This window comes from Streptomyces sp. NPDC001450 (assembly GCF_053597295.1).
In genome coordinates, this window is the sequence record NZ_JBSFHY010000024.1 from 59,821 (window position 1) to 81,344 (window position 21,524).

The 21,524-nt window shown below is 71.3% G+C and carries 17 protein-coding genes; 7 read left to right on the forward strand and 10 right to left on the reverse strand.

Annotated elements, in window-relative coordinates; genetic code table 11:
• The first annotated feature begins 90 nt into the window (after positions 1-90).
• Together ACWC5O_RS25515 and ACWC5O_RS25520 are read left to right on the forward strand one after the other, a co-directional pair.
• The gene (locus ACWC5O_RS25515) at positions 91-1,680 is read left to right on the forward strand and encodes an oleate hydratase (protein ID WP_450583575.1); all 1,590 of its coding nucleotides are present in this window, start codon (positions 91-93) and stop codon (positions 1,678-1,680) included.
• A gap of 246 nt (positions 1,681-1,926) precedes the next feature.
• Complete coding sequence (locus ACWC5O_RS25520) at positions 1,927-3,132, forward strand: globin domain-containing protein (RefSeq protein ID WP_450583577.1); 1,206 nt, start codon at positions 1,927-1,929, stop codon at positions 3,130-3,132.
• A gap of 174 nt (positions 3,133-3,306) precedes the next feature.
• Here the strand turns inward: ACWC5O_RS25520 and ACWC5O_RS25525 are convergent, their stop codons facing one another.
• From ACWC5O_RS25525 to epsC, 10 genes are all read right to left on the reverse strand, one after another.
• Positions 3,307-3,639, reverse strand: a complete 333-nt coding sequence (locus tag ACWC5O_RS25525; RefSeq protein WP_450583578.1) for a cupin domain-containing protein — start codon at positions 3,637-3,639, stop codon at positions 3,307-3,309.
• Between the two features lie 254 nt (positions 3,640-3,893).
• Entirely contained in the window at positions 3,894-4,232 is a 339-nt protein-coding gene (locus ACWC5O_RS25530) for a cupin domain-containing protein (protein ID WP_450583579.1), read from the reverse strand.
• Positions 4,233-4,248: 16 nt separating this feature from the next.
• Positions 4,249-5,094 carry a class I SAM-dependent methyltransferase gene (locus ACWC5O_RS25535; protein ID WP_450583581.1) on the reverse strand — a complete coding sequence of 282 codons (846 nt, stop codon included), beginning with the start codon at positions 5,092-5,094 and terminating at the stop codon, positions 4,249-4,251.
• 173 nt (positions 5,095-5,267) lie between these two features.
• Positions 5,268-5,906: a vitamin K epoxide reductase family protein gene (locus tag ACWC5O_RS25540; RefSeq protein ID WP_450583583.1), complete on the reverse strand. Its 639-nt coding sequence runs from the start codon at positions 5,904-5,906 to the stop codon at positions 5,268-5,270.
• Positions 5,903-6,679 (reverse strand): respiratory nitrate reductase subunit gamma, encoded by a 777-nt coding sequence (gene narI, locus ACWC5O_RS25545; protein WP_450583584.1) that lies wholly within the window; start codon positions 6,677-6,679, stop codon positions 5,903-5,905. The genes ACWC5O_RS25540 and narI overlap by 4 nt, the downstream gene beginning before the upstream one ends.
• The gene (gene narJ / locus ACWC5O_RS25550) at positions 6,676-7,452 is read right to left on the reverse strand and encodes a nitrate reductase molybdenum cofactor assembly chaperone (RefSeq protein WP_450583586.1); all 777 of its coding nucleotides are present in this window, start codon (positions 7,450-7,452) and stop codon (positions 6,676-6,678) included. Before narJ ends, narI begins: the two co-directional genes overlap by 4 nt.
• Entirely contained in the window at positions 7,449-9,008 is a 1,560-nt protein-coding gene (gene narH, locus ACWC5O_RS25555) for a nitrate reductase subunit beta (RefSeq protein ID WP_450583588.1), read from the reverse strand. Before narH ends, narJ begins: the two co-directional genes overlap by 4 nt.
• A gap of 1 nt (position 9,009) precedes the next feature.
• Positions 9,010-12,708, reverse strand: a complete 3,699-nt coding sequence (locus ACWC5O_RS25560; protein WP_450583590.1) for a nitrate reductase subunit alpha — start codon at positions 12,706-12,708, stop codon at positions 9,010-9,012.
• A gap of 149 nt (positions 12,709-12,857) precedes the next feature.
• The gene (gene cysK / locus ACWC5O_RS25565; protein ID WP_450583592.1) at positions 12,858-13,778 is read right to left on the reverse strand and encodes a cysteine synthase A; all 921 of its coding nucleotides are present in this window, start codon (positions 13,776-13,778) and stop codon (positions 12,858-12,860) included.
• Positions 13,705-14,331 (reverse strand): serine O-acetyltransferase EpsC, encoded by a 627-nt coding sequence (epsC, locus tag ACWC5O_RS25570; RefSeq protein WP_450583594.1) that lies wholly within the window; start codon positions 14,329-14,331, stop codon positions 13,705-13,707. Before epsC ends, cysK begins: the two co-directional genes overlap by 74 nt.
• 837 nt (positions 14,332-15,168) lie before the next feature.
• On the opposite strand from epsC, the gene ACWC5O_RS25575 reads away from it, so the two are divergent.
• The 5 genes from ACWC5O_RS25575 (at position 15,169) to ACWC5O_RS25595 (ending at position 21,431) form a co-directional block, all read left to right on the forward strand.
• The gene (locus ACWC5O_RS25575) at positions 15,169-15,984 is read left to right on the forward strand and encodes a DUF2249 domain-containing protein (RefSeq protein ID WP_450583595.1); all 816 of its coding nucleotides are present in this window, start codon (positions 15,169-15,171) and stop codon (positions 15,982-15,984) included.
• Positions 15,985-16,028: 44 nt separating this feature from the next.
• Entirely contained in the window at positions 16,029-16,529 is a 501-nt protein-coding gene (locus ACWC5O_RS25580; RefSeq protein WP_450583597.1) for a hypothetical protein, read from the forward strand.
• A gap of 560 nt (positions 16,530-17,089) precedes the next feature.
• Complete coding sequence (locus ACWC5O_RS25585; RefSeq protein ID WP_450583598.1) at positions 17,090-18,382, forward strand: TIGR04053 family radical SAM/SPASM domain-containing protein; 1,293 nt, start codon at positions 17,090-17,092, stop codon at positions 18,380-18,382.
• Positions 18,379-20,985: a multicopper oxidase domain-containing protein gene (locus ACWC5O_RS25590; protein ID WP_450583600.1), complete on the forward strand. Its 2,607-nt coding sequence runs from the start codon at positions 18,379-18,381 to the stop codon at positions 20,983-20,985. The genes ACWC5O_RS25585 and ACWC5O_RS25590 overlap by 4 nt, the downstream gene beginning before the upstream one ends.
• Complete coding sequence (locus ACWC5O_RS25595; protein ID WP_450583602.1) at positions 20,985-21,431, forward strand: hypothetical protein; 447 nt, start codon at positions 20,985-20,987, stop codon at positions 21,429-21,431. Before ACWC5O_RS25590 ends, ACWC5O_RS25595 begins: the two co-directional genes overlap by 1 nt.
• The last annotated feature ends 93 nt before the right edge of the window (positions 21,432-21,524 follow it).

Genomic DNA, 21,524 nt, shown 5'->3' on the forward strand with positions numbered 1-21,524 from the left:
CGCCGCTGCCGCTTCGGAGCCGGAGCCAGTGCACGGCTCTTGACCACAGTCGGCCGCCCGTGAGAGCGGGCGGCAGAACGGAGGGACGTCATGACCGACGCTCCGCAGCAGTCCCGGGCCTACCTCGTCGGCGGCGGAATCGCCTCCCTGGCAGCCGCCGCCTTCCTGATCCGCGACGGTGGCTTCCCCGGCGAGAACATCCACATCCTCGAGGAGCTCCCGGTCGCAGGCGGCTCCATGGACGGCCGCGGCGAGCCCGCCGGATACGTCACCCGGGGCGGCCGCATGCTGGAGGACGAGGCGTACACGTGCCTGTGGAACCTCCTGGAGACCATCCCGACCCTTACCGACGAGACCATGTCGGTGCGCGAGGAGATCCGTGAGTTCAGCGCCAAGTGGCCCACCGACGCCAAGGCCCGCCTGATCGGCAAGGGCGCCGAGATCCTTGACGCCTCCGACTACGGCCTCGACACCCGGGACCGTCTGGAGCTGACCCGGCTGCTCGTGCTCCCGGAGGCGGTGATCGGGGCACGCCGGATCGATGACTTCTTCTCCCCGCACTTCTTCGAGACCAACTTCTGGGCGATGTGGCGCACGACGTTCGCCTTCCAGAACTGGCACAGCGCCATCGAGCTCAGGCGCTACTTCCTGCGCTTCATGCAGGAGTTCCCGCGCATGCACACGCTGGCGGGCGTGCGCCGTACCCGGCTCAACCAGTACGACTCGATCATCCGGCCGCTGCAGGCCTGGCTGGAGGAGCACGGCGTGCGCTTCGAGCACGGCGTGCGGGTCACCGACGTCGACTTCGGCACCGAGGAGGACGGCACTCGGCGGGTGCGACGTCTCCACCTCGACCGCGCCGGACAGCCGGACGCGTACGACCTCGGGGGCACCGACTACGCCTTCCTCACCCTCGGTTCGATGACCGCCGACGCCGCCTACGGCAGTGACGACACCGCGCCCGAACTGATCCGCGACAAGCGCGACGGCGGCTGGCGGCTGTGGGAGACCATCGCCGCCAAGGCGGACGACTTCGGGCGCCCGGCCGCCTTCTACGGCAACGTCGACGAGGCCAAGTGGGAGTCCTTCACCCTCACCCTGCGCAGTCCCCTGCTCCTGCACCGCATCGAGGAACTGTCCGGCAACCTCCCCGGCACCGGCGCGCTGATGACGTTCAAGGACTCCAACTGGCTGATGTCCATCGTCGTACCGCACGCCCCGCACTTCGAGGGACAGCCCGAAGACGTCTACACCCTGTGGGGCTACGGGCTGTTCGTCGACAACGAAGGCGACTTCATCGGCAAGCCGATGGCCCAGGCCACCGGCCGGGAGATCCTCACCGAACTCCTCGGCCACCTCGGCCTGTCCGACATCGAGGAACAGGTCGCGGAGACCATGACCGTGATCCCGGTGATGCTGCCGTACATCACCAGCCAGTTCGCCCCACGCACCACGCACGACCGACCGTTGGTCATCCCGCGCGGCGCGGCCAACTTCGCCTTCCTCGGCCAGTTCACGGAGATCCCGGAGGACGTGGTCTTCACCGTCGAGTACTCCGTCCGCGGCGCCATGCACGCCGTCTACGGCCTGCTCGGCCTCGACCACGAGGTCCCCGGCATCTACCACGCCCTCGCCGACCCGAAGACGGCCATCGGCGTACTCAAGGCCGCCCTGGCCTGAGCCCGGTGACCCGCATGGAAGACCAGGCTCTGGATCTCTCCACCGGGTGCGCCGGCCATCTCGGTCGGGTCCTGTGCCATGCCTCGCACGGGGCCGGACCGACGGGCCCTGTCTTCAGGGCGGTTCGGCCCTGTTCCGGGTGGCGGCTTCGCCGGATGATCGATGTGCCGGTCGGACCCGCACGACGGATCCCGGCTGTGACGGTGAGTGCCGTCTCTCCACGTGCCCACATCTCAGAGGAGTCCCATGCTTTCGCCCGAGTCGGCCGCTGTCGTCCGCGCCACCCTGCCCGCCGTCGGCGGAGCCCTGGACGAGATCACCACGCGTTTCTACGGCACCATGTTCGCCGAGCAGCCCGAGCTGCTGGACGGCCTGTTCAACCGTGGCAACCAGGCAAGTGGCGAGCAGCGCCGGGCACTGGCCGGATCCATCGCCGGCTTCGCCCAGGCCCTGCTGGCCGACCCCGACGCCCGCCCCGACGCCCTCCTGGCCCGGATCGCCCACAAGCACGCCGCGCTCGGCGTCACCGAGGACCAGTACACCATCGTCCACAAGTACCTGTTCCGCGCCATCGGCGACGTGCTGGGCGAAGCGGTCACCCCGGAGGTCGCAGCCGCCTGGGACGAGGTGTACTGGCTGATGGCCAGCGCCCTCATAGCCCAGGAGGCCCGCCTCTACCAGGAAGCCCAGGTCGACCCGCGCAAGCCCTGGCGGCAGTGGACCGTCGTGGAGCGGCGCGAGGAAACCCCCGACGTGGTCTCCTTCCTGCTGCGCCCGGCCGACGACGGCCCCCTGCCCCAGGCCCGTGCAGGCCAGTACGTCAGCGTCCGGGCGCTCATGCCCGACGGCATCCACCAGACCCGCCAGTACAGCCTGTCCAACGCACCCGGCGACCGCCTGCGGCGCATCACCGTCAAGCGGGTGACCAGCGTCGCCGACGCCCCCGAGGGCGAGGTCTCCAACCAGCTGCACCGCACCGTACGAGCCGACGACGAGCTCACCCTGTCGGCCCCGTTCGGAGATGTGGTCCTCGACGACGCCGACACCCCGCTCGTGCTGGTCTCCGCAGGCATCGGCTGCACCCCGATGGCCGGCATGCTCGAACACCTCGCCGCCACGGGCTCGACCCGGCCGGTGTGGGTCCTGCACGCCGACCGCACCCCGGCCGAACACGCCCTGCGCGCCGACACCCGGCGCCTGGTGGAGCAACTGCCCGATGCCAGGGCCGAGTTCTGGTACGAGGAGGACGCGGTCGGGGAACCCGGCTGCCACGCGGGGCTGATGGACCTCGACGGACTGGACCTGCCCGCCGACGCCGACGTCTACCTGTGCGGCTCGCTCCCCTTCATGCGCGCCGTCCGCACCCAGCTCCTCCAGGCCGGCATCCCCGCCCGCAGCATCCGCTACGAGGTCTTCGGCCCCGACCTGTGGCTCGCCCACGCGGAAGGCTGAAGGTCTCCGACGGCGTGGGGACGTAGTGGCGAGCACGGCCTGACCACGTCAAGGCGACCCGACGGGCAGAGAACCCGGCGCCGTCGCCCTGGCTCGGTCAGGCCGTGTGGCCCGCCGGTGCTGATCCACGGGGGGCGAGGTGGGTCAGGCACAGCGAGGGCTCGACGAAGGGGATCAGGGGATCTTGGCGACGGTCAGCAGTACGGCCGCGTCCTCGAGGGCCTCCAGGCTGTGCCGGGCGGGCGGCACGAGGAGCAGATCCCCGGCCATGCCCTCCCACACGGCGTCCCCACTGAGCAGCCTTACCCGGCCACGCAGCACCAGCACCGTTGCCTCACCGGGGTTCTCGTGCTCGGTCAGAGCGGTGCCGGAGCGCAGCGCGAGGAGGGTCTGGCGCAGGGCGTGTTCGTGGCCGCCGTAGACGGTTTCGGCGCTGCGGCCGGCGGGGGATGCAGCGGCCCGCTCCTGGTGTTCGCGGACGCGGGCGTCGAGGGAGAACTTCTGCACGCTGGTGTGTCCCTTGCGTGTCAGGACGGGGACGCCGATGCGGCGCCGGCGGCGTCCACTGGTTCCGGGCGTCGAAGGAGCACCGTACCGGCCGACACGCTGACCGTCTCGGCCCACAACGGCTGCCTGTGCGCGAGGCTGCCGAGCGGGCGGTGTTCCCGCATCGAGGTCGACCACCTGCTTGATCACCGCTTACGCGGTCCTTCGGCGCGCGGGCCGCCGGCAGGGCGTCGCCCTCGATGGCCACGGCGAGGTCAGGTGTCCGCTGAGCTGCCGGACGCGGCGGGCAGCATGGTCAGCAGCATGACGGCGGGCTCGGTGGCGCGCACGGTGTGCGGCAGCCGGGCGGGCAGGTGGATCCAACTGCCGGGTACCGCCTCGGTCTTCTCGCCGCCCAGGACGAGGTCGAGGCGGCCTTGGACGACCTGGATGACGACCGGCAGGGCCGATGTGTGTTCGGTCAGCTCCTGTCCGGCGGCGAACGCGAAGCCGACCACGCGCAGCCGGTCGTCGCGATACAGGACACGGCTGAGGGTGCCGTCCTCGGGGAGGGGCAGTTCGGCGGTCAGGTCGGGGATCACGGTGGCGGACATGCGGGTCCCACCTTCCTCAGGAGATCGACGTGGTGGGGGTGGCGATGAGGCTGATCGCGCCCAGATGGGCCTGGTGGCGGCGGAAGACACGGCGCATCTCCAGCACGCGGTGCCGGGCGGCCTGGTCGCGCAAGGCCCGGCCGGCGATGCTCACGGCCCGCGCGAACCCTTCGTCGGCGATGATGCGGCGCGGTTCGAGCAGGGCCATCGGCTCTCTCCAGCGGGCGGTGACGGTGAAGCCCTCGGCGGCGAGCAGGGCCACCCAGCCGGACGGGGTCAACGGACGGGCACCGACGTGGATGGCCCCGCCCAGATCCCTCGTGATCTCCTCGGCGTGTCCGGGGTCGAGGTCCTCGGGCAACAGGCACATCTCGTGGATGCCGTACCGGCCGCCGGTGCCGGCGAGCAACCGACGTGCCTCTCGCATGATGCGGCGTTTGGCGGGCTCGGGCTGCATGGTCAGCATGGCCTCCCCGTACACCACGGTGGCGCTGCCGGACGGCAGACCGGTGTCGGCGGCGTCCGCTCGCACGGCGGCCACCTCAGTGGGGCCCGGGGCAGTGAGGGTGCCCAGCCGTGCCACCGCGGCGGGGTCGCGGTCCACGGCGGTGTAGGCGGCCGGGACGCGTTCGAGGGTGAGCCGCGCCGTTGCCCCGAGCCCCGCGGCGAGCTCAACCACCCGGTCGTCGCTGCGGATGTCCAGGGTGTCCAGCATCCAGCGGGTCAGCTCCAGGCCGCCGGGGCGGAGCACCCGCTTGCCCAGACGGGCCAGCAGCCAGTGGCCGGGCATACGGGCGGCGTCCAGTCCGTCGCCGGGTGCGGGGATGCTCTCGTGGAGGGCCCGAGGGTCCGTCGATGCCATGTTCGTGCCTCGCTCTCTGCGCGCACCGACTTGTACTTAGGTAAACCTAACTCGGAGGGCCGTCCGAGCGCGGGGGCCGAAGGTCCCGACCGGAGGGCCGTGTGGGCCGGTGCCAACACGTACTGCCTTCGCGCGTGTGGTCCGTGGCTGACCGGCGAAGGCGTGTGGTGGCGTTACGCCAGGCTGCTCCAGTACGGCCAGAACCGGGTGAGTACGAGCAGTGCGATCACGCCGTACCAGGCACCGAGCAGCATCCAGTGCGTGTCCCGGAGAAGAGCGAGGACGCCGCGGGGGACCGCTACGATCCCGTGGTTCACACAGTGCAGGGTCACGCACCAGAAGAGTGCGATGGTGACGACCCACACGACGGCGCAGTAGGGGCAGATCCTGTTCAGCTCGTAGAGCGACTGCGCGATCAGCCAGTGCACGAACACGACCCCCGCCAGGGCCCCGGCGGCCAGCGCGAGCCACAGCCGCTGGTGCAGGCGTGTGCCGGTGAGCACCGCGGCACCCACAACGGCCACGGCGGCGAACGCGCCCAGACCGAGCAGCATGTTGGGGAAGCCGAACACGCTGCCCTCGGGGCTGGACATGACGCTGCCGCAGCTCACCACCGGGCTGATGTTGCACGGCGGCTGGTAGGCCGGGTCCTTGAGCAGCCGCCAGTCGTCCACTGCGAGCTGAAAGGAGGCGAGCCAGCCGAGAATGCCGGTCAGGAGCATCACCAGGCCGGTGCCGCGGCTCGCGCCCGAGCCCTGAGTGGGCCGTTCGGTCGTGGTGGCATCCGGCGTGCGGGCCGGTGGGTGGATCATGCGCCGTGCCGCCCGGAACGGGCCGGCCGGCTGTGCAGTCGCACGGTAGGGCCGGCCGTCGGCACGGCCCGCCTGCGGTAGACCAGGTACGGCCGGGCCAGGTATCCGATCGGGACGCTCCACACGTGCACCAGCCGGGTGAACGGCCAGACCGCGAAGAGCAGGCACGCGCTCAGGGCGTGCAGCTGGAACAGCAGCGGGGCTCCGGCGATCGCCCCGGGCCGCGGCTGGAGAGTGAAGATGCCGCGGAACCAGACGGAGACGGTCTCCCGGTAGTCGTAGCCGGGCCCGAAGACGTTGTGCGCGGCCGTGGCGGAGATGCCGAGCAGAACGGTCGCGGCCAGCAGCGGGAAGAGCAGCTTGTCACTGCGGTCGGTGCCGAGACGGATCCGCCGGGTCAGCAGCCGCCGGGCGCACAGCATGCCGAGCCCGGTGACCATGGCGACGCCCGCCACCGAGCCCGCCGACACGGCCGTGGTGTGGTAGGCGTGCTCGCTGATGCCGGCGGCCTCGGTCCAGGAGGCGGGCACGGCGAGTCCCACCACGTGCCCGGCGATCACGGCGAAGGCGCCCAGGTGGAAGAGCGGGCTGCCCCAGCGCAGCCAGCGGTGTTCGAGGAGCTGGCTGGTGTGGGATGTCCAGCCGAACTGGTCGTGCCGGTAGCGCCATACATGCCCGACGACGAACACGGCCAGGCAGATGTAGGGGACGGCGACCCACAGGAGAAGGTCGGCGCCGCTCGCAGCGGCCAGTGAGGATTCTGCGGCGCTCATCGCGGGCCTTCCGGGATCGAGAGGGGCGGCATGAGGGTGGGCGTGGCCTGCTCGGGCGGGACGAAGGTGCCCGGCGGCGCGAACTCACCCGCGCCGTACGGGTCGAGGCCGACGTCCTCGCTGGGCGGACCCTCTGCGGCCAGTTCGGCCACGGCCACCAGATCCGCCTCGGTGGGCGGTGGCAGCAGGGTGAGCAACGAGGCCAGGACGTGCCGATAGGGGGACTTGGCGTCGGTCAGCGCGTGGTGGATCAACTCCAGGCCGCGCCGGTGCTGGCGCAGCGGCGCCTCGCCCTTGCCCGGCCCGGCGAGGGCGGCGAACTCCAGGACGACCGGCAGGTGGTCGGGCAGCTCGCGGCCGTCGATGTCCCAGCCCATGGCCCGGTAGCGCTGGTTCAGGGTGAGCAGGGCCATGCCCCGGCGGCGGGTGTCACCGTGCAGGTAGTAGGTGAGGTAGAGGCTGCTCTTGCGGCGCAGGTCGAACATCTCGACGTAGTGCCGCTCCAGCGCCTCCGGCTCCTGGCCGGCGAACCAGGCGGTGAAGTCGGCCAGGTGTTCGGCGGCAGGAGAGGGCGGCAGCGCGCCGACGGCGGCGGTGAACACCGACCGGGCGGCGGCGAGTTCGGCGTCCGGGTACTGCAGCAGCAGCGAGCACAGTCGCAGCAGCAGAACACGTGCCTCGGCCTCTTCGGGCGTGAGCCGGGCCGGGCGGCGCACGGCCGCCCGCAGACGCGTGCGGACGATGGCGGGAACGGTGGTGGGCAGGGGACTCACGGACGGCCTCCGGAGGGGGTTTCCGGCGTACGGCGACGCAGGGTGGGGATGCCGAGCATGACCTTCCGCTCGGCCGGCTCACCGGAGGACTCCACCGGGCAGCGGTTCTCCATGGCGGTCAGAGCGGCCGCGTCCTCCTTGTGCGCGGCGGGAATGACGTACCGGTCCTTGTACTTGGCGACGGCGAGGAGGCGGTGCAGGTCCTCGGCCTCCCGGGCGGTGAGTCCGACGGCCTTGACCGCAGTGTCGTCAACGTCCTCGCCGAGCGTCTTGTACCGCATGTACGAGCGCAGCGCGGTGAGCTTCATCAGCACCCCGGCGACCACGTCGGTGTCCCCGGCGGTGAACAGCTCCGCCAGGTACTCCAGCGGGATGCGCAGGCGGGTGACGGCGGCGAAGACGTGGTCCGGGTCGTCCTGGTTGCCGCCCGCGGAGGTGACGGCGTCCAGGACCGGGGAGAGCGGGGGGACGTACCAGACCATGGGCAGGGTGCGGTACTCCGGGTGCAGCGGCAGTGCCACCTTGTAGCGCATGACCAGGTCGTACACCGGGGAGCGGCGGGCGGCCTCCAGCCAGTCCTCGGGGATCCCGGACTCCCGTGCCGCCGCGATCACTTCGGGGTCGGCGGGGTCGAGGAAGACGCCCCGCTGGGCATCCAGCAGGTCCTTCTCGTCCGGGGTGGCCGCGGCCTCGCCGACGCGGTCGGCGTCGTACAGCAGCAGGCCGAGGTAGCGCAGGCGGCCGACACAGGTCTCGGAGCAGACGGTGGGCTGGCCGGCCTCGATACGCGGGAAGCAGAAGGTGCACTTCTCGGCCTTGCCGGTGGCGTGGTTGACGTACACCTTCTTGTACGGGCAGGCGGTCACGCACATGCGCCAGCCCCGGCAGCGGTTCTGGTCGACCAGGACGATGCCGTCCTCGACCCGCTTGTACATGGCGCCGGACGGGCAGGCGGAGACGCAGGCGGGGTTGAGGCAGTGCTCGCACAGGCGGGGCAGGTGGAAGAGGAAGGTCTGCTCGAACTCGAACTTCACCTTCTCGGCCCACTCGCCGGTCAGGTTGGGGTCGCCGCCGGCGTGTTCGGGCGCGCCGCCGAGGCCGTCTTCCCAGTTGGCGCCCCAGGTGATGGCGGTGGGCTCGCCGGTGAGGACGGAGCGGGGACGGGCGACCGGGATGTCCTTCCCGGCCGGGGCGCCGACGAGGTTGTCGTAGTCGTAGGTGACCGGCTCGTAGTAGTCCTCGATGCCCGGCAGGTCGGGGTTGGAGAAGAGGGACAGCAGACGCTTGACGCGGCCGCCGGAGCGCAGGACGAGACGCCCGCGCTTGTCGAGCATCCAGCCGCCCTTCCAGTGCTCCTGGTCCTCGTAACGGCGCGGGTAACCGACGCCGGGCTTGGTCTCGACGTTGTTGAACCAGGCGTACTCGACGCCGGTGCGGTTGGTCCACGTCTGCTTGCAGGTGACCGAGCAGGTGTGGCAGCCGATGCACTTGTCGAGGTTCATCACCATCGCCACTTGGGCCATGACGCGTCCTACAGTGACTCCGTCACGGGGCATGTCAGTACTCCACGTTCTGCGAGCGACGGCGGATGACGGTGACCTCGTCGCGCTGGTTGCCGGTCGGGCCGTAGTAGTTGAAGGCGTACGTGAACTGCGCGTAACCACCGGCGAGATGAGTCGGCTTGAGCAGCAGCCTGGTCAGGGAGTTGTGGATACCGCCGCGCTTGCCGCTGACCTCGGTCTTCGGCACGTTCACGTTGCGGTCCTGAGCGTGGTACATGTACACCGTGCCCTCGGGCATCCGGTGGGTGACCACGGCCCGGGCGGCCACGACGCCGTTGCGGTTGTACGCCTCGATCCACTCGTTGTCCTTGACGCCGATCTTCTCGGCGTCGGCGGTGGACATCCAGATCACCGGGCCGCCGCGGGACAGGTCGAGCATGTGCTTGTTGTCCTGGTAGTTCGAGTGGATGGACCACTTCGAGTGCGGAGTGAGGTAGCGGACGGTGACCTCCGCCCGGCCGGCTTCATGCAGCTGCTCGTCCCCGTAGTGCCGGGGCGTGTTCAACGGCGGCCGGTAGACGGGTAGTTGCTCGCCGAGTTCGGCCATCCAGTCGTGCTGGACGAAGAAGTGCTGGCGGCCGGTGAGGGTGTGCCAGGGCTTCTTGTGCTCGGTGTTGATGACGAAGGGCGAGTAGCGCCGACCGCCGGTCTCCGAGCCCGACCACTCGTAGGAGGTCATCACGGCGCGCGGCTGGGTGCGGGTGTCTGCGAAGGTGATCCGCTCGGCCTCGCGCTCGGCAGCGAGTTCCACCAGGCCCTCGCTGCCGGTCTGCCGCTCCAGCTCGCGGAAGCCTTCTGTGGCGAGCCGCCCGTTGGTGGTGCCGGACAGGGCGAGGATCGCCTCGCACATGTCGGAGGCGGTCGCCAACGAGGGCCGGCCCTCGGCGATCCCGTCGCGGACGGTTCCGCACCGGTGCCGCAGGTCCTCGATCTCCCGGTCGGGGTGGACGGTGACACCCTTGGTGGACGTCCCGAGCGTGTCGAGGAGCGGGCCGATGGCGCGCATCTTCTGGGCCACGGCCGCGTAGTCGCGCTCGATGGTGACGAGCTTGGGCATCGTCCGGCCGGGGACCGGCTCGCACTCGCCGGTCTTCCAGTCCCGTACGGCACCGCCGGGCTGGGCGAGTTCGTCGGGGGTGTCGTGCGTGAGCGGTACGGCCAGTACGTCCGTGCGCGTCCCCAGGTGCTCGGCGGCCAGCTCGCTGAACCTGTCGGCGAGGGTCAGGAAGGTGTCGTAGTCGGTGCGGGCCTGCCAGGGCGGGGCGATGGCCGGGGTGAAGGCGTGCACGAAGGGGTGCATGTCCGTGCTGGACAGATCGTCCTTCTCGTACCAGGTCGCCGCCGGCAGGACCACATCGGCCATCAGCCCGGTGGACGTCATCCGGAAGTCCATGCAGACCAGCAGATCAAGCTTGCCCTCCGGGGCCTCCTCCCGCCACACCACCTCCTTCGGGCGGCCCTCGGGCGGCGTCTCCTCGGAGCGGACGGCCGCGTCCGTGCCCAGCAGGTGGCGCAGGAAGTACTCGTTGCCCTTGCCCGACGAGCCCAGCAGATTGGCCCGCCACACGGTCAGTACCCGGGGGAAGTTCGCGGGATCGTCGGGGTCCTCGACGGCGAACCGCAGCTTGCCGGACCTCAGCTCGTCGACGATGTGCTCGGCGACCGGCCGGCCCGCCCGCGCCGCTTCATCCGTCAGATCGAGGGGGTTGCGGTTGAAACCGGGGTGACCAGGTGTCCAGCCCAGGCGCACCGCCTGCGCCAGACAATCGGCGAACCCCTTGCCCTGGAACCGCCCCTCTCCCAGCGGGGAGGCCAGCTCGTCGGGCCCGAACGCTTCGTAGCGCCACTGGTCGGAGTTCAGGTACCAGTAGGAGGTGCCGGCCATGTGCCGCGTGGGCCGCTGCCAGTCGAAGGCGAAGGCGAGGTGCTGGAAGCCGGTCAGGGGACGCACCTTCTCCTGGCCGACGTAGTGTGCCCAGCCGCCGCCGTTGACGCCCTGGCAGCCGGTCATGGTGGTCAGCGCCAGGAACGCGCGGTAGATGGTGTCGGAGTGGAACCAGTGGTTCGTGCCCGCACCCATGGCGATCATCGAACGGCCCCGGGTGCGTTCGGCGTTGCGGGCGAACTCCCGGGCGATCCGGGCCGCCTGCTCGGCCGGCACCGAGGTGATCGTCTCCTGCCAGGCCGGCGTGTACGGCTCGCTCGCATCCTCGTACGAGGTGGGCCAGCTGCCCGGCAGACCGGGCCGGGCCACCCCGTACTGCGCAAGCATCAGGTCGAAGACAGTGGTCACCAGGCGCCCGCCGATCCGCCGCACGGGCACCCCGCGCACCATCACCGAGCCGCCCTCCGTGCTGCCCTCGTCGAACCGGGGCAGGGACACGGCCACCGTCTCTTCCGCGCGTTCGAGCAGGCTCAACTCCGGCACGGTGTCGCCCAGGTCGAGGTTCCAGCGGCCCTGCTCGGCCTCCCCCCAGCGGAAGCCGAGCGAGCCGTTCGGCACGACCGGTTCGCCGGTGGCCGAGTCGAGGAGCACGGTCTTGGACTCGGCGTGTTCCGTGTCGTGGCCGAGATCAGCGGCGGTCAGGAACCCGTCGGGGACGAGACCATGGTCATGCTCGCGCAGGGCGACGAGGAACGGGGCGTCGGTGAACGTGCGCAGGTAGTCATGGAAGTACGGCACCCGGCGGTCGACGAGGAACTCGCGCAGGATCACATGGCCCATGGCCATCGCCAGCGCCCCGTCCGTGCCGGGGTGAGGCGCGAGCCATTCGTCGGCGTGCTTGACGTTGTCGGCGTAGTCGGGGCTGACCGCGACGACCTTCGTGCCGTTGTAGCGGGTCTCGGTCAGGAAGTGCGCGTCGGGCGTGCGGGTGACGGGGATGTTCGAGCCCCACATGATCAGGTAGCCCGCGTTCCACCAGTCCGCCGCCTCCGGGACGTCGGTCTGGTCGCCGAAGACCTGCGGGGAGGCGACGGGCAGATCGGCGTACCAGTCGTAGAAGGACAGGAGCGTGCCGCCGATCAGCGACATGAAGCGGGAGCCGGCCGCGAAGGACGCCATGGACATCGCCGGGATCGGGGAGAAGCCCGCGACGCGGTCGGGGCCGTACGCCTTGATGGTGTGGACGTGGGCGGCGGCGACCAGCTCGGCCACCTCCTCCCAGTCGGCACGCACCAGCCCGCCCTTGCCGCGGGCCCGCTTGTAGGCGCGCGCCTTCGCCGGATCGCCGGTGATCTCCGCCCACGCGGCCACCGGGTCCCCGAGCCTGCGCCGCGCCTCACGCCACAGCTTCAGAAGAGCACCCCGTACGTAGGGGTAGCGGACCCGGCTGGGGGAGTAGGTGTACCAGGAGAACGACGCCCCGCGCGGGCAGCCGCGGGGCTCGTACTCGGGACAGTCGGTGCCGATCGACGGGTAGTCGGTGGCCTGGTGCTCCCACGTGATGATGCCGTCCTTGACGTACACCATCCACGAACAGGAACCGGTGCAGTTGACCCCGTGCGTGGAACGCACCACCTTGTCGTGCGCCCACCGGTTCCGGTAGAAGCCCTCCCACTCGGGGTCGGCCTGGCCGAACACGGCACGTCCGTCGGCCGAGACTTCACGGCGGCTCAGCAGCCTGCGCGTGGCCAGCGGCCAGCTTCGTTCGACGCGCGACTGGCCCGGTCGTGCTTTCTGGTCGTTCTCCATGGTCGTGAACGTTAGATTTTGGCCACGGGCGGGACCTTGGGCCTAATGGCCCTCGCCGGCCGTCCCACCGGCCCCGTTCACATCCGGGCCGGTGGGACCGAGGTCCCTGTTGTGACCCGGTATGACCCGAATTGCGAGTCTTTGACCTGTTACGTGAACAGCTCTGTGCTCAGGTACCGCTCACCGGTGTCGGGCAGGACTACGACGATCAGCGCGTCGTAGTGGTGCGGGTGTCGCGCGATGGTGGTGGCGGCGTGGAGGGCGGCGCCGCTGGACACGCCGGCGAGAATGCCCTCGGTGCGGGCCAAGCGGCGGGCTGCGGCCTGCGCTTCGGACAAGGGAACGCGGCAGACGGTGTCGTAGACGGACGTGTCGAGTACCTCGGGGACGAATCCGGCGCCGAGGCCCTGGATGCGGTGCGGGCCCGGTGGGCCGCCGGACAGGACGGCAGACTCGGCCGGCTCCACGGCCACCACCGTGACCTCCGGCTTCTTCTCCTTCAGCACCTGGCCGACGCCGGTGATGGTGCCACCGGTGCCGACGCCGGCCACCAGGACGTCGACCTGCCCGTCGGTGTCCTCCCAGATCTCCTGGGCGGTGGTGCGGCGGTGGGCATCGGGGTTGGCGGGGTTGGCGAACTGCTGAGGCATGAACCAGCCGTGGCGCTCGGCCAGTTCCGTGGCCCGTTCGACGGCGCCACGCATGCCGTCGGCGGCCGGGGTCAGGACCAGTTCGGCGCCGTAGGCACGCAGCAGGGCACGCCGCTCGACGCTCATGCTCTCGGGCATGGTGAAGGTCACCGGACGGCCCTGGGCGGCGGCCACCATGGCAAGGCCGATGCCGGTGTTGCCGCTGGTCGGTTCCACGATCCGCTGTCCGGGCCGGAGCGTTCCGGTGGCTGCGGCATCCTGGATCATCGCCAGGGCGATGCGGTCCTTGACGCTGCCGCCGGGGTTGGCGGACTCCAGTTTGGCGACCAGGCGCACCGGCAGGCCCTCACCGTAGCGGCGTAGCGCCACCAGGGGGGTGCGACCGATGAGGGCGGTGACCGAGGGGTGTATCGCCGGCATGGGAGTCCTTCCTGCTTGCCGGAGGTTCAAAGTCCGGCAGGGTGGTGTGGTGTGTCGCCGCGGCGCGGACGCGGGAGTGGGCGGGGACATCGCGCAGAACGAGGGCGTGCGCGCCGACTAGCGTGTCGTGGCCGATGCGGACGGGGCCGAGCACGCTGGCGCCGACGCCGAGGACGACGCGGTCGCCGACGGTGGGGTGCCGCTTGGCCGCTTTGGCATCCGTCCACCAGCCGGCGCCGCCCAGGGTGACGCGGTGGTAGAGCATGACGTCGTCGCCGAGCACGGCGGTCTCGCCGATCACCACGCCCATGCCGTGGTCGATGAAGCAGCGGCGCCCGATGACGGCGCCGGGGTGGATCTCGATGCCGGTCAGGGCGCGTGAGAGCTGGGAGAGGACCCGGGGCAGGAGTGGCAGGCCGAGCCGGTGCAGGCGGTGGGCGATCCGGTGCGTCCAGATCGCCCACAGTCCCGGATACAGCAGAACCTCGGCCATGTGGATGCCGTGCAGGGCGGGATCCTTGCGGCAGGCCGTCCGGAGATCTTCGAGGAGCAAGATGAGTCCTTGTGAGGGCGTGGCCCCCCTCGATCCGGCGGACCGGCGCATGAGGGGCACCCTCGGCGGAGGAAGACGCCGAGGAGAGGACGCTGGGTGGGGTGCGGTGCGCCGCGCGACACCGAGGGCAACGGACTGCGACGGGATCGGCCGCTCGATGCTCTGTTCGTTCGGTGACGGGAGCCGCGAACGTCGCCTGTGGCTCAGGGAACGCGGCGGACGCGGCATTCGGAGTGCCGCGGCGCTCTGGATCAGCGGGGGTGTCGCCGATCAGTCTCCGCGTCAGCCCGCGTGACATCGGCGCCACGGGCGTTGTACGGAGCGCGCGCGAGCTCGCCAGGCAGGGAGGTCCGCCGGGTGGGTGTGGCTGCCGTGGTGCATGGGAGCGGACGCTAGACGAGCCGGGCCGGCCGTACCTGGGCCGAAGCGCCCTCTCGTACCCGGCCGTTCGGCCCTGTTCGACATCGGCCATCGAGGACCAGTGACGCTGTGGCCGGGGTCCGCCCGGCCCAGGCGTCGACGCGGATGGCCTGGTGATGCTGAGGCGTGACCGGCCAGGAGCTGCCACGGACTGTCGCGTCCCACGGGCCGGCTGCGGACCGCCGTCCGCGGCCCCACCTCCCTTCGCGCCGAAGGGGCCGCGGCGGGCGCGGCGTGCCTCCGGTCCGGTCACCATCCGGTCGTCCCACCTCCCTGCCGGATGGTCGTCCGTCACGTCCCGGTGCGAGTCCCACAGGCTGGTGGGCGGCGGCGCCGGTCGCCTCAGGGACGTGGCGGACGAAGAGCCCTGCCCGCACCGGTCGGTCGGACCGGCCGTGAACCGCTGGAGACACCCTGATGAGTGCCGTCACCCTCGCTTCGGCCCCCGAGGACGCCACCGCCCTCGCAGCGGCAGAGGAGCACCACGCCCGGCTGGCCGGCGAATTGGCCGGCCGCGTGGCGATGCTGCTGACCGCTGCGGAACGTGACGCCGACGCCGCCGAGAGGATCCGCGCCGGTCTTGTCGCCTTCTGTGAGCGAGAGCTCCTGCCGCATGCGGCCGCGGAGGAGAGCACGCTCTATCCCGCCGCGCGGCATCTGCCCGACAGCCGCCTGCTCGTCGAGAGCCTCATCGCCGAGCACAGTTGCCTCATGGCGCTGGTCGACGCTCTGCGCGCCGCTCCCACCCCGTTCGGCGCGGCGGCCGAGGCCCGGGCCCTTCAGGTGCTCTTCGAAGAACACGTGGCCAAGGAGAACGGCCTCGTGCTGCCCCTGCTGGCCGTGGCGCCGGATGTCAGTCTGGCCACGCTGCTCGGGGAACTGAGTGAGGGGTCGGCGCGGCGTACGCCGACCGGCGGTACCACCGGATCCCCGGACACGGTCGGAGACGAGACCGTGGAAAACGGTGGCTGCGGCGGGGCGTGCGGCTGTGGCGGCAGGGAGGAGGCCGACGTTCCGGAGCTGGACGTGCGGTCGGTTCCTCACGCCTTGCGCCACGCCACGGTCTTCGGCGCGCTCGAGGCCGTCCCGGCCGGGGCCGCGATGGTGCTGGTCGCGCCACACGACCCGCTGCCGTTGCTCGCGCAGATCGAGGACCGAAGCCCTGGCACCTTCTGCGTCGAGTACCTGGAGCGGGGCCCCGAAGCCTGGCGGCTCCAGCTCAGCCACCGTTGACGCCGCCCCGATCGCACGCATACGAGAACGAAGGAAGATCCGTCATGAACGCTGTGCGCCGCCGCACCAGCACCCTGATCGGCATGGTCGGCATCGCCCTGGGAGCCGCTGGGCCGGTCATGCTGCTGCGGGGCCGCAGCGGCCGTCAGGAGATACGGGCGGAACTGGCCGCCCAGAAGATCACTTTCCCGGACCACGGTCTGCCCGCTCACCTGGCCCGCTTCACGGGCAGCCCCGTGGAGACCGGTCCCGCCGCCCACGCCTACGCCGAGCTCATCAAGGACCATCTCGCCAAAGCCACCGGCGGCCGCACCTACGCGGAGATCACCGAGCAGCTGCACGCCGGCGGAGGCGACGACGAGAAACTCGCCCAGCTGCGCCAGACCGCCTTCATGGGCGAGACCCTGCGCGGCTCCCTGTTGTCCGCCTATCAGGCATGGCACCTCACCACGCTGGTCACGGGGCTCGGAGGTGCACTGACCGGCCTCGGCGCGGCGCTGGTAGCCACGGCGAACGCCCTGGGCACGAACCCGCGTCGCCCATGATCTGCCCGGTCCCGTAAGCCAGACGCCGAGCCCAGACGATGCGTGCGAGGACCTCGTGCCGGGCATACACGAGGTCTCCGCGCAGGCGGCCGCCGCCATCGCCGACCACGGCGGTCTTCGCGCGGGTTCCGGCGGTCCTCTCCAATCCTGCGATGACGGCGCCAGGTTGGCGCGCGTGACACCGTGAGCTGCCCACGTGCCTCCTGCCCGTTGCTTGCGAGCCGTCAGCTCCAGCCTTCGGTGCATCCGCGGCCCGTCCGCTTCCCGGCGGCCCGTCCGGCCCTGTCCTGCTCTGTGGAACGAGGGACTGTCGGCCCATCGCGAAGGGCTGATCGGCCGCCGCGTCGGCCTGAACCGATGCCGGATGCTGATCAGCGACCGATCCGGAGGTATCCCGTGTACTACTGCAGCCAGCATCCGTGCGGTTGTCTCCACCGCCGTCCCCCGTCACGGGTGCTGCGCACGGTCCGGGCCGGTCACCGTCCGGCCGCCCGACACGTCTGCCCTGATGCCCGGGCGGCCGGACGCACGATGCGCACGACCACGGGACGGAGGACCCGGTGACCGGCGCCCGGGCGATCCGCCGGCAGCACCAGGACGTCGGGGACAAGCCGTTCATCGTGATCTGGGAGTCGACCCGTGCCTGCCCGCTGGCCTGCCTGCACTGCCGTGCCGAGGCCGTGCCCGACCGCGACCCGCGCGAGCTGGACACCGCCGCCGCCAAGGACCTGATCCGGCAGGTCGCCGCCTTCGGACAACCCGCCCCCCTGTTCGTCATCACCGGCGGGGACCCGTTCCAGCGTTCCGACCTGCTGGAGCTGATCGAGTACGGGGGAGAGGCGGGAGTGCGGGTCGCCGTGTCTCCTTCGGGGACCCCGACCCTCACGCCGGAGCGGCTGCGGGAGGTGCATGCGGCCGGGGCTGTCGGGCTGTCGCTCAGCCTGGACGGCTCCACGGCCGATGTGCACGACGGGTTCCGCGGTGTGCCCGGGGTGTACCGGTGGACGCTGGACGCCTGGGACGCCGCCCGCGCGCTCGGCATGAAGGTGCAGATCAACACCACGGTCGCCCGGCACAACCTGCACGACCTGCCGGACATCGTCCGTCTCGTCCGCGACCACGGGGCGATGCTGTGGAGCGCCTTCTTCCTGGTGCCCACGGGGCGTGGTCGCCAGCTCGGCGTTCTCACGCCCGCCGAGACGGAGGACGTGCTGAACTTCGTGTACGACGTGGGCCTGACCGTGCCCGCCAAGACCACCGAAGCCCACCACTTCCGCCGGGTCGCGCTCCAGCGCAAGGTGCTCGCGGACACCGGCGACGATCACGTGGCCGTTCTGGGACTCGGGCCGCTCTACCGGGAGTTGCGCGACCGCTCCGCCGAACTGGGCCTGGACGCCGGAGGCCGGCGCGCCCGCCGACCTCCGCTGGACGTCAACGCGGGCCGCGGCTTCGTCTTCGTGTCGCACACCGGGACCGTGCACCCCAGCGGCTTCCTGCCCCTGGGCGCCGGCAGCGTGCGCACCCGGCCACTGAGCGAGATCTACCGGACCTCCGAGCTGTTCACCGGTCTGCGGGACGCGGACCGGCTCGGCGGGCGGTGCGGAGCGTGCGAGTTCCGCCGCGTCTGCGGAGGGTCCCGCTCCCGCGCCTACGGCGTCACCGGCGACCCGTATGCCGAGGAGCCCTGGTGCGGCTACCGGCCAGGATCCTTTCCCTACCGGCGCGAGCTGGCGGCGCTGCTGGTCAGCCGCACCGATGCCGACCGGCCCGGCGGCCGGCCGCCCGTCGATCGCCCTCCCTTCGAACAAAGTGCACGTCTCGAACAAAGCGCACCTCGTCAAGGAGCATCGTGACCGGCAAGCACGACGACCCCGGAGCCACCGGGGGCCGCTACCCCAGCAGGTTCAAGCAGTCCGGTCTGAAGGCCCGACATCTGCGCGCCCACATCCTCGTCGTGGTGTGGCTCGCTCTGGCGCTGTCGGCGGCCACCGCCCAGCAGACGCTGCCCGTCGCCCGCTGGCTGGCGATCCATCTCTTCCTGCTCGGCGCGGCCACCACCGCGATCGTGGTCTGGAGCGAGCACTTCGCCGTCGCCCTGCTGCACACCAAGCTCCCCGACGAGCGGTGGAGCGATGCCCGGCTCGCCGCGGTGAACCTCGCCGTGGCGGGCGTGCTCACCGGCGTGTGGGCGGATGTTCCCGTCCTCACCGGGATCGCCTGCGCACTGCTGGCGGCAGCGATCACCGCCCACCTGGTCGTGCTGGTGCGCATGGGCCGGGGTGCGCTGGGCGGACGGCTCGCTCCGATCGTCGGCTTCTACCGGGCGGCCGCGGCCGCACTGGTCCTGGGTGCGGTCCTGGGCTGGCTGCTGGCCACCGGCCACGCCGGTCCGCGGCACTACGCCGGGCTGCGGCTCGCCCACATCCACGTGATGCTGCTGGGCTGGATCGGACTGCCGGTCCTGGGCACCCTGTTCATGCTGTGGCCCACCGTGCTCGGCGTGCGCATGACCGAGCGCACCACCAAGACGGCGCGCTGGGTGCTGGCCCTGACCGGGGGCGGACTCGTGACCGCGGTCGCCGCACTGGCTGCCGGATGGCACTGGGCCGCCGTGACCGGCGTCGTGACGTATGCGGCCGGCCTGGGCGTCGCGGTGGAACTGTTCGTCCGCACGGTGCGCCGACGCCGTCCCGTCTCGGCCGCGGCGGCCTGGACGCTGGGCGCGGCCACCGGATGGCTTGTCGCGGGCGTCGTCGCGGACGCAACGATCCTGGCCACCGGATCGTTGGCCGAGGCCCCGGACGGCGTCGGCTCCCTGGTCCTGGTGTGGCTCGCCGGATTCGTCGCACAGGTCCTCATCGGCGCCCTGACCTATCTGCTGCCGATCGTGCTCGGCACCGGACCCAAGGAACGGGCCGCGCTCCGGGCGGTGCTGGAGCGCGGCTGGCCGGTCCGCCTGGCGACCCTCAACACAGGAGTCGCGCTGTCGGCACTTGCGCTGCCCGGTCTTGTCGGCACTGCGGGCATGCTGCTGGCCGCGGCGTCCGGAGCGGCGTTCCTCGCTCTGACGGTCCGCGTCCTCGTGCGGGGCGCCCAACGTGTCGGGGAGAGCAGCCCGTCGCGACGGCCGGTCCTGCTGGGCACCGCGGTGGGCGCCGTGCTGATCGTGCTGGCCGTGCTGGTGGCCAACAGCGGCGGCGCCACCAACGGCCCAGCCATGGCCGTGGGGACGGGGAGCGGCGTCGCCACCGTCACGCGTACCGTCGACGTCACCCTGGCCAACATGCGCATCCAGCCCGGCCGGATCGAGGTCGTCAAGGGGACCGGACTGAAGCTGAAGGTCACCAACAAGGACGCGCAGCGCCACGACCTGAAGGTCGACGCCGGCCCCGCCACTGCGCTCCTCTCCCCGGGCGAGAGTCGCACGCTCGATCTCGGGCAGGTCACCAGGAGCCGCACCGCCTGGTGCACGCTGCCCGGACATCGTGCCGCCGGCATGACGCTCGACATCGTTGTGAAGACCAGTACCGGGGAGGCCACTTCCGGGCACGACGGGCACATGTCCATGGCCGGCAGCAGCGGTGGCCTGGACCTCGCCGCCGGCTTCTCCCACGGGTGGAAGCCCCGTGACCCCGCACTGCCCCCCGTGGCCGCCGGAACACTGCACCGCATCGAGCTGCACGCCGTCCGCCGGACGATCGAGGTCGCCCCGGGCGTCCAGCAGCAGATGTGGACCTTCGGCGGTACGGTGCCGGGCCCCACCCTGCACGGCAAGGCGGGCGACACCTTCGAGATCACACTCGTCAACGACGACCGCACCATGGGCCACGGCATCGACTTCCACGCCGGTTCCCTCGCCCCCGACCAGGCGATGCGCACCATCCAGCCCGGTCAGCGCCTGGTCTACCGGTTCCGCGCCGAGAGGGCCGGTGCGTGGCTGTACCACTGCTCCACGGCGCCGATGCTGCAACACATGGGCAACGGCATGTACGGCGCCGTCGTCATCGACCCGCCCGACCTGCCCAAGGTGGACCACGAGTACGTGCTGGTCTCCTCCGAGCTCTACCTGGGCACCCCCGGCAGCACGGCCCAGGTGGCCAAGATGCGTCAGGACACGCCGGATGCCTGGGTGTTCAACGGGATCGCCGCCCAGTACGCCCAGGCACCCCTGAAGGCGACGGCCGGTGAGCGGGCGCGCTTCTGGGTGGTGGCCGCCGGACCGAGCGACGGCATCTCCTTCCACATCGTCGGCACCGTCTTCGACACCGTGTACAAGGAAGGTGCCTACCTGCTCGAGCCCGGCCGGCCGGGCGGCTCACAGATCCTGGACCTGGCCGTGGCCCAGGGCGGCTTCGTCGAGACCACGTTCCCCGCGGCCGGCCACTATTCCTTCGTGGACCACGACATGCGCCACGCCGAGGCCGGGGCGATGGGCATGGTGGAGGTGAGCAGGTAGTGGGGACGGTCAGCCTGTGGTCCCTGGTGCGCTTCCTCCACGTCATCGGGGCCGTCCTGTGGGTCGGCGGGCAGCTGGCCCTGACCCTGGTGGTGCTGCCGCTCGCTCGCCGCATGTTGTCCGCGGAGGCCAGGGACCGTTTCGCGGCCGAGGCGGGCCGCCGGTTCGGGCTCCTGACGGGGACGGTGTTCCTGCCCCTGCAACTGGGCACCGGGTGGGCCATGGCCTGGCACAAGGGCGTCACCTGGGCCTCGCTCGCCGAACCCGGCTACGGACGCACCCTGGCGACGAAACTCGCCCTGTTCGTGCTGGTGATGCTGGCCGCGGCCGGGCACGGCATCGCCTACGCCAAGGGCCGCGCCGAACTGGCCCGGGCCCTGGCCGTCGTGTCGCTGGTCGGCTCACTGGGCGTCGTGCTGCTCGCCACCGCCCTGCCCGCCACGTAAGCCCCGCGCGGCGCGGACAGCGACGATGCCGAGCCGGCCCTGATACGAGACGCGGCATTCGGCCCGGGTCGTCCGGTCCGCAGCGGGGGACGG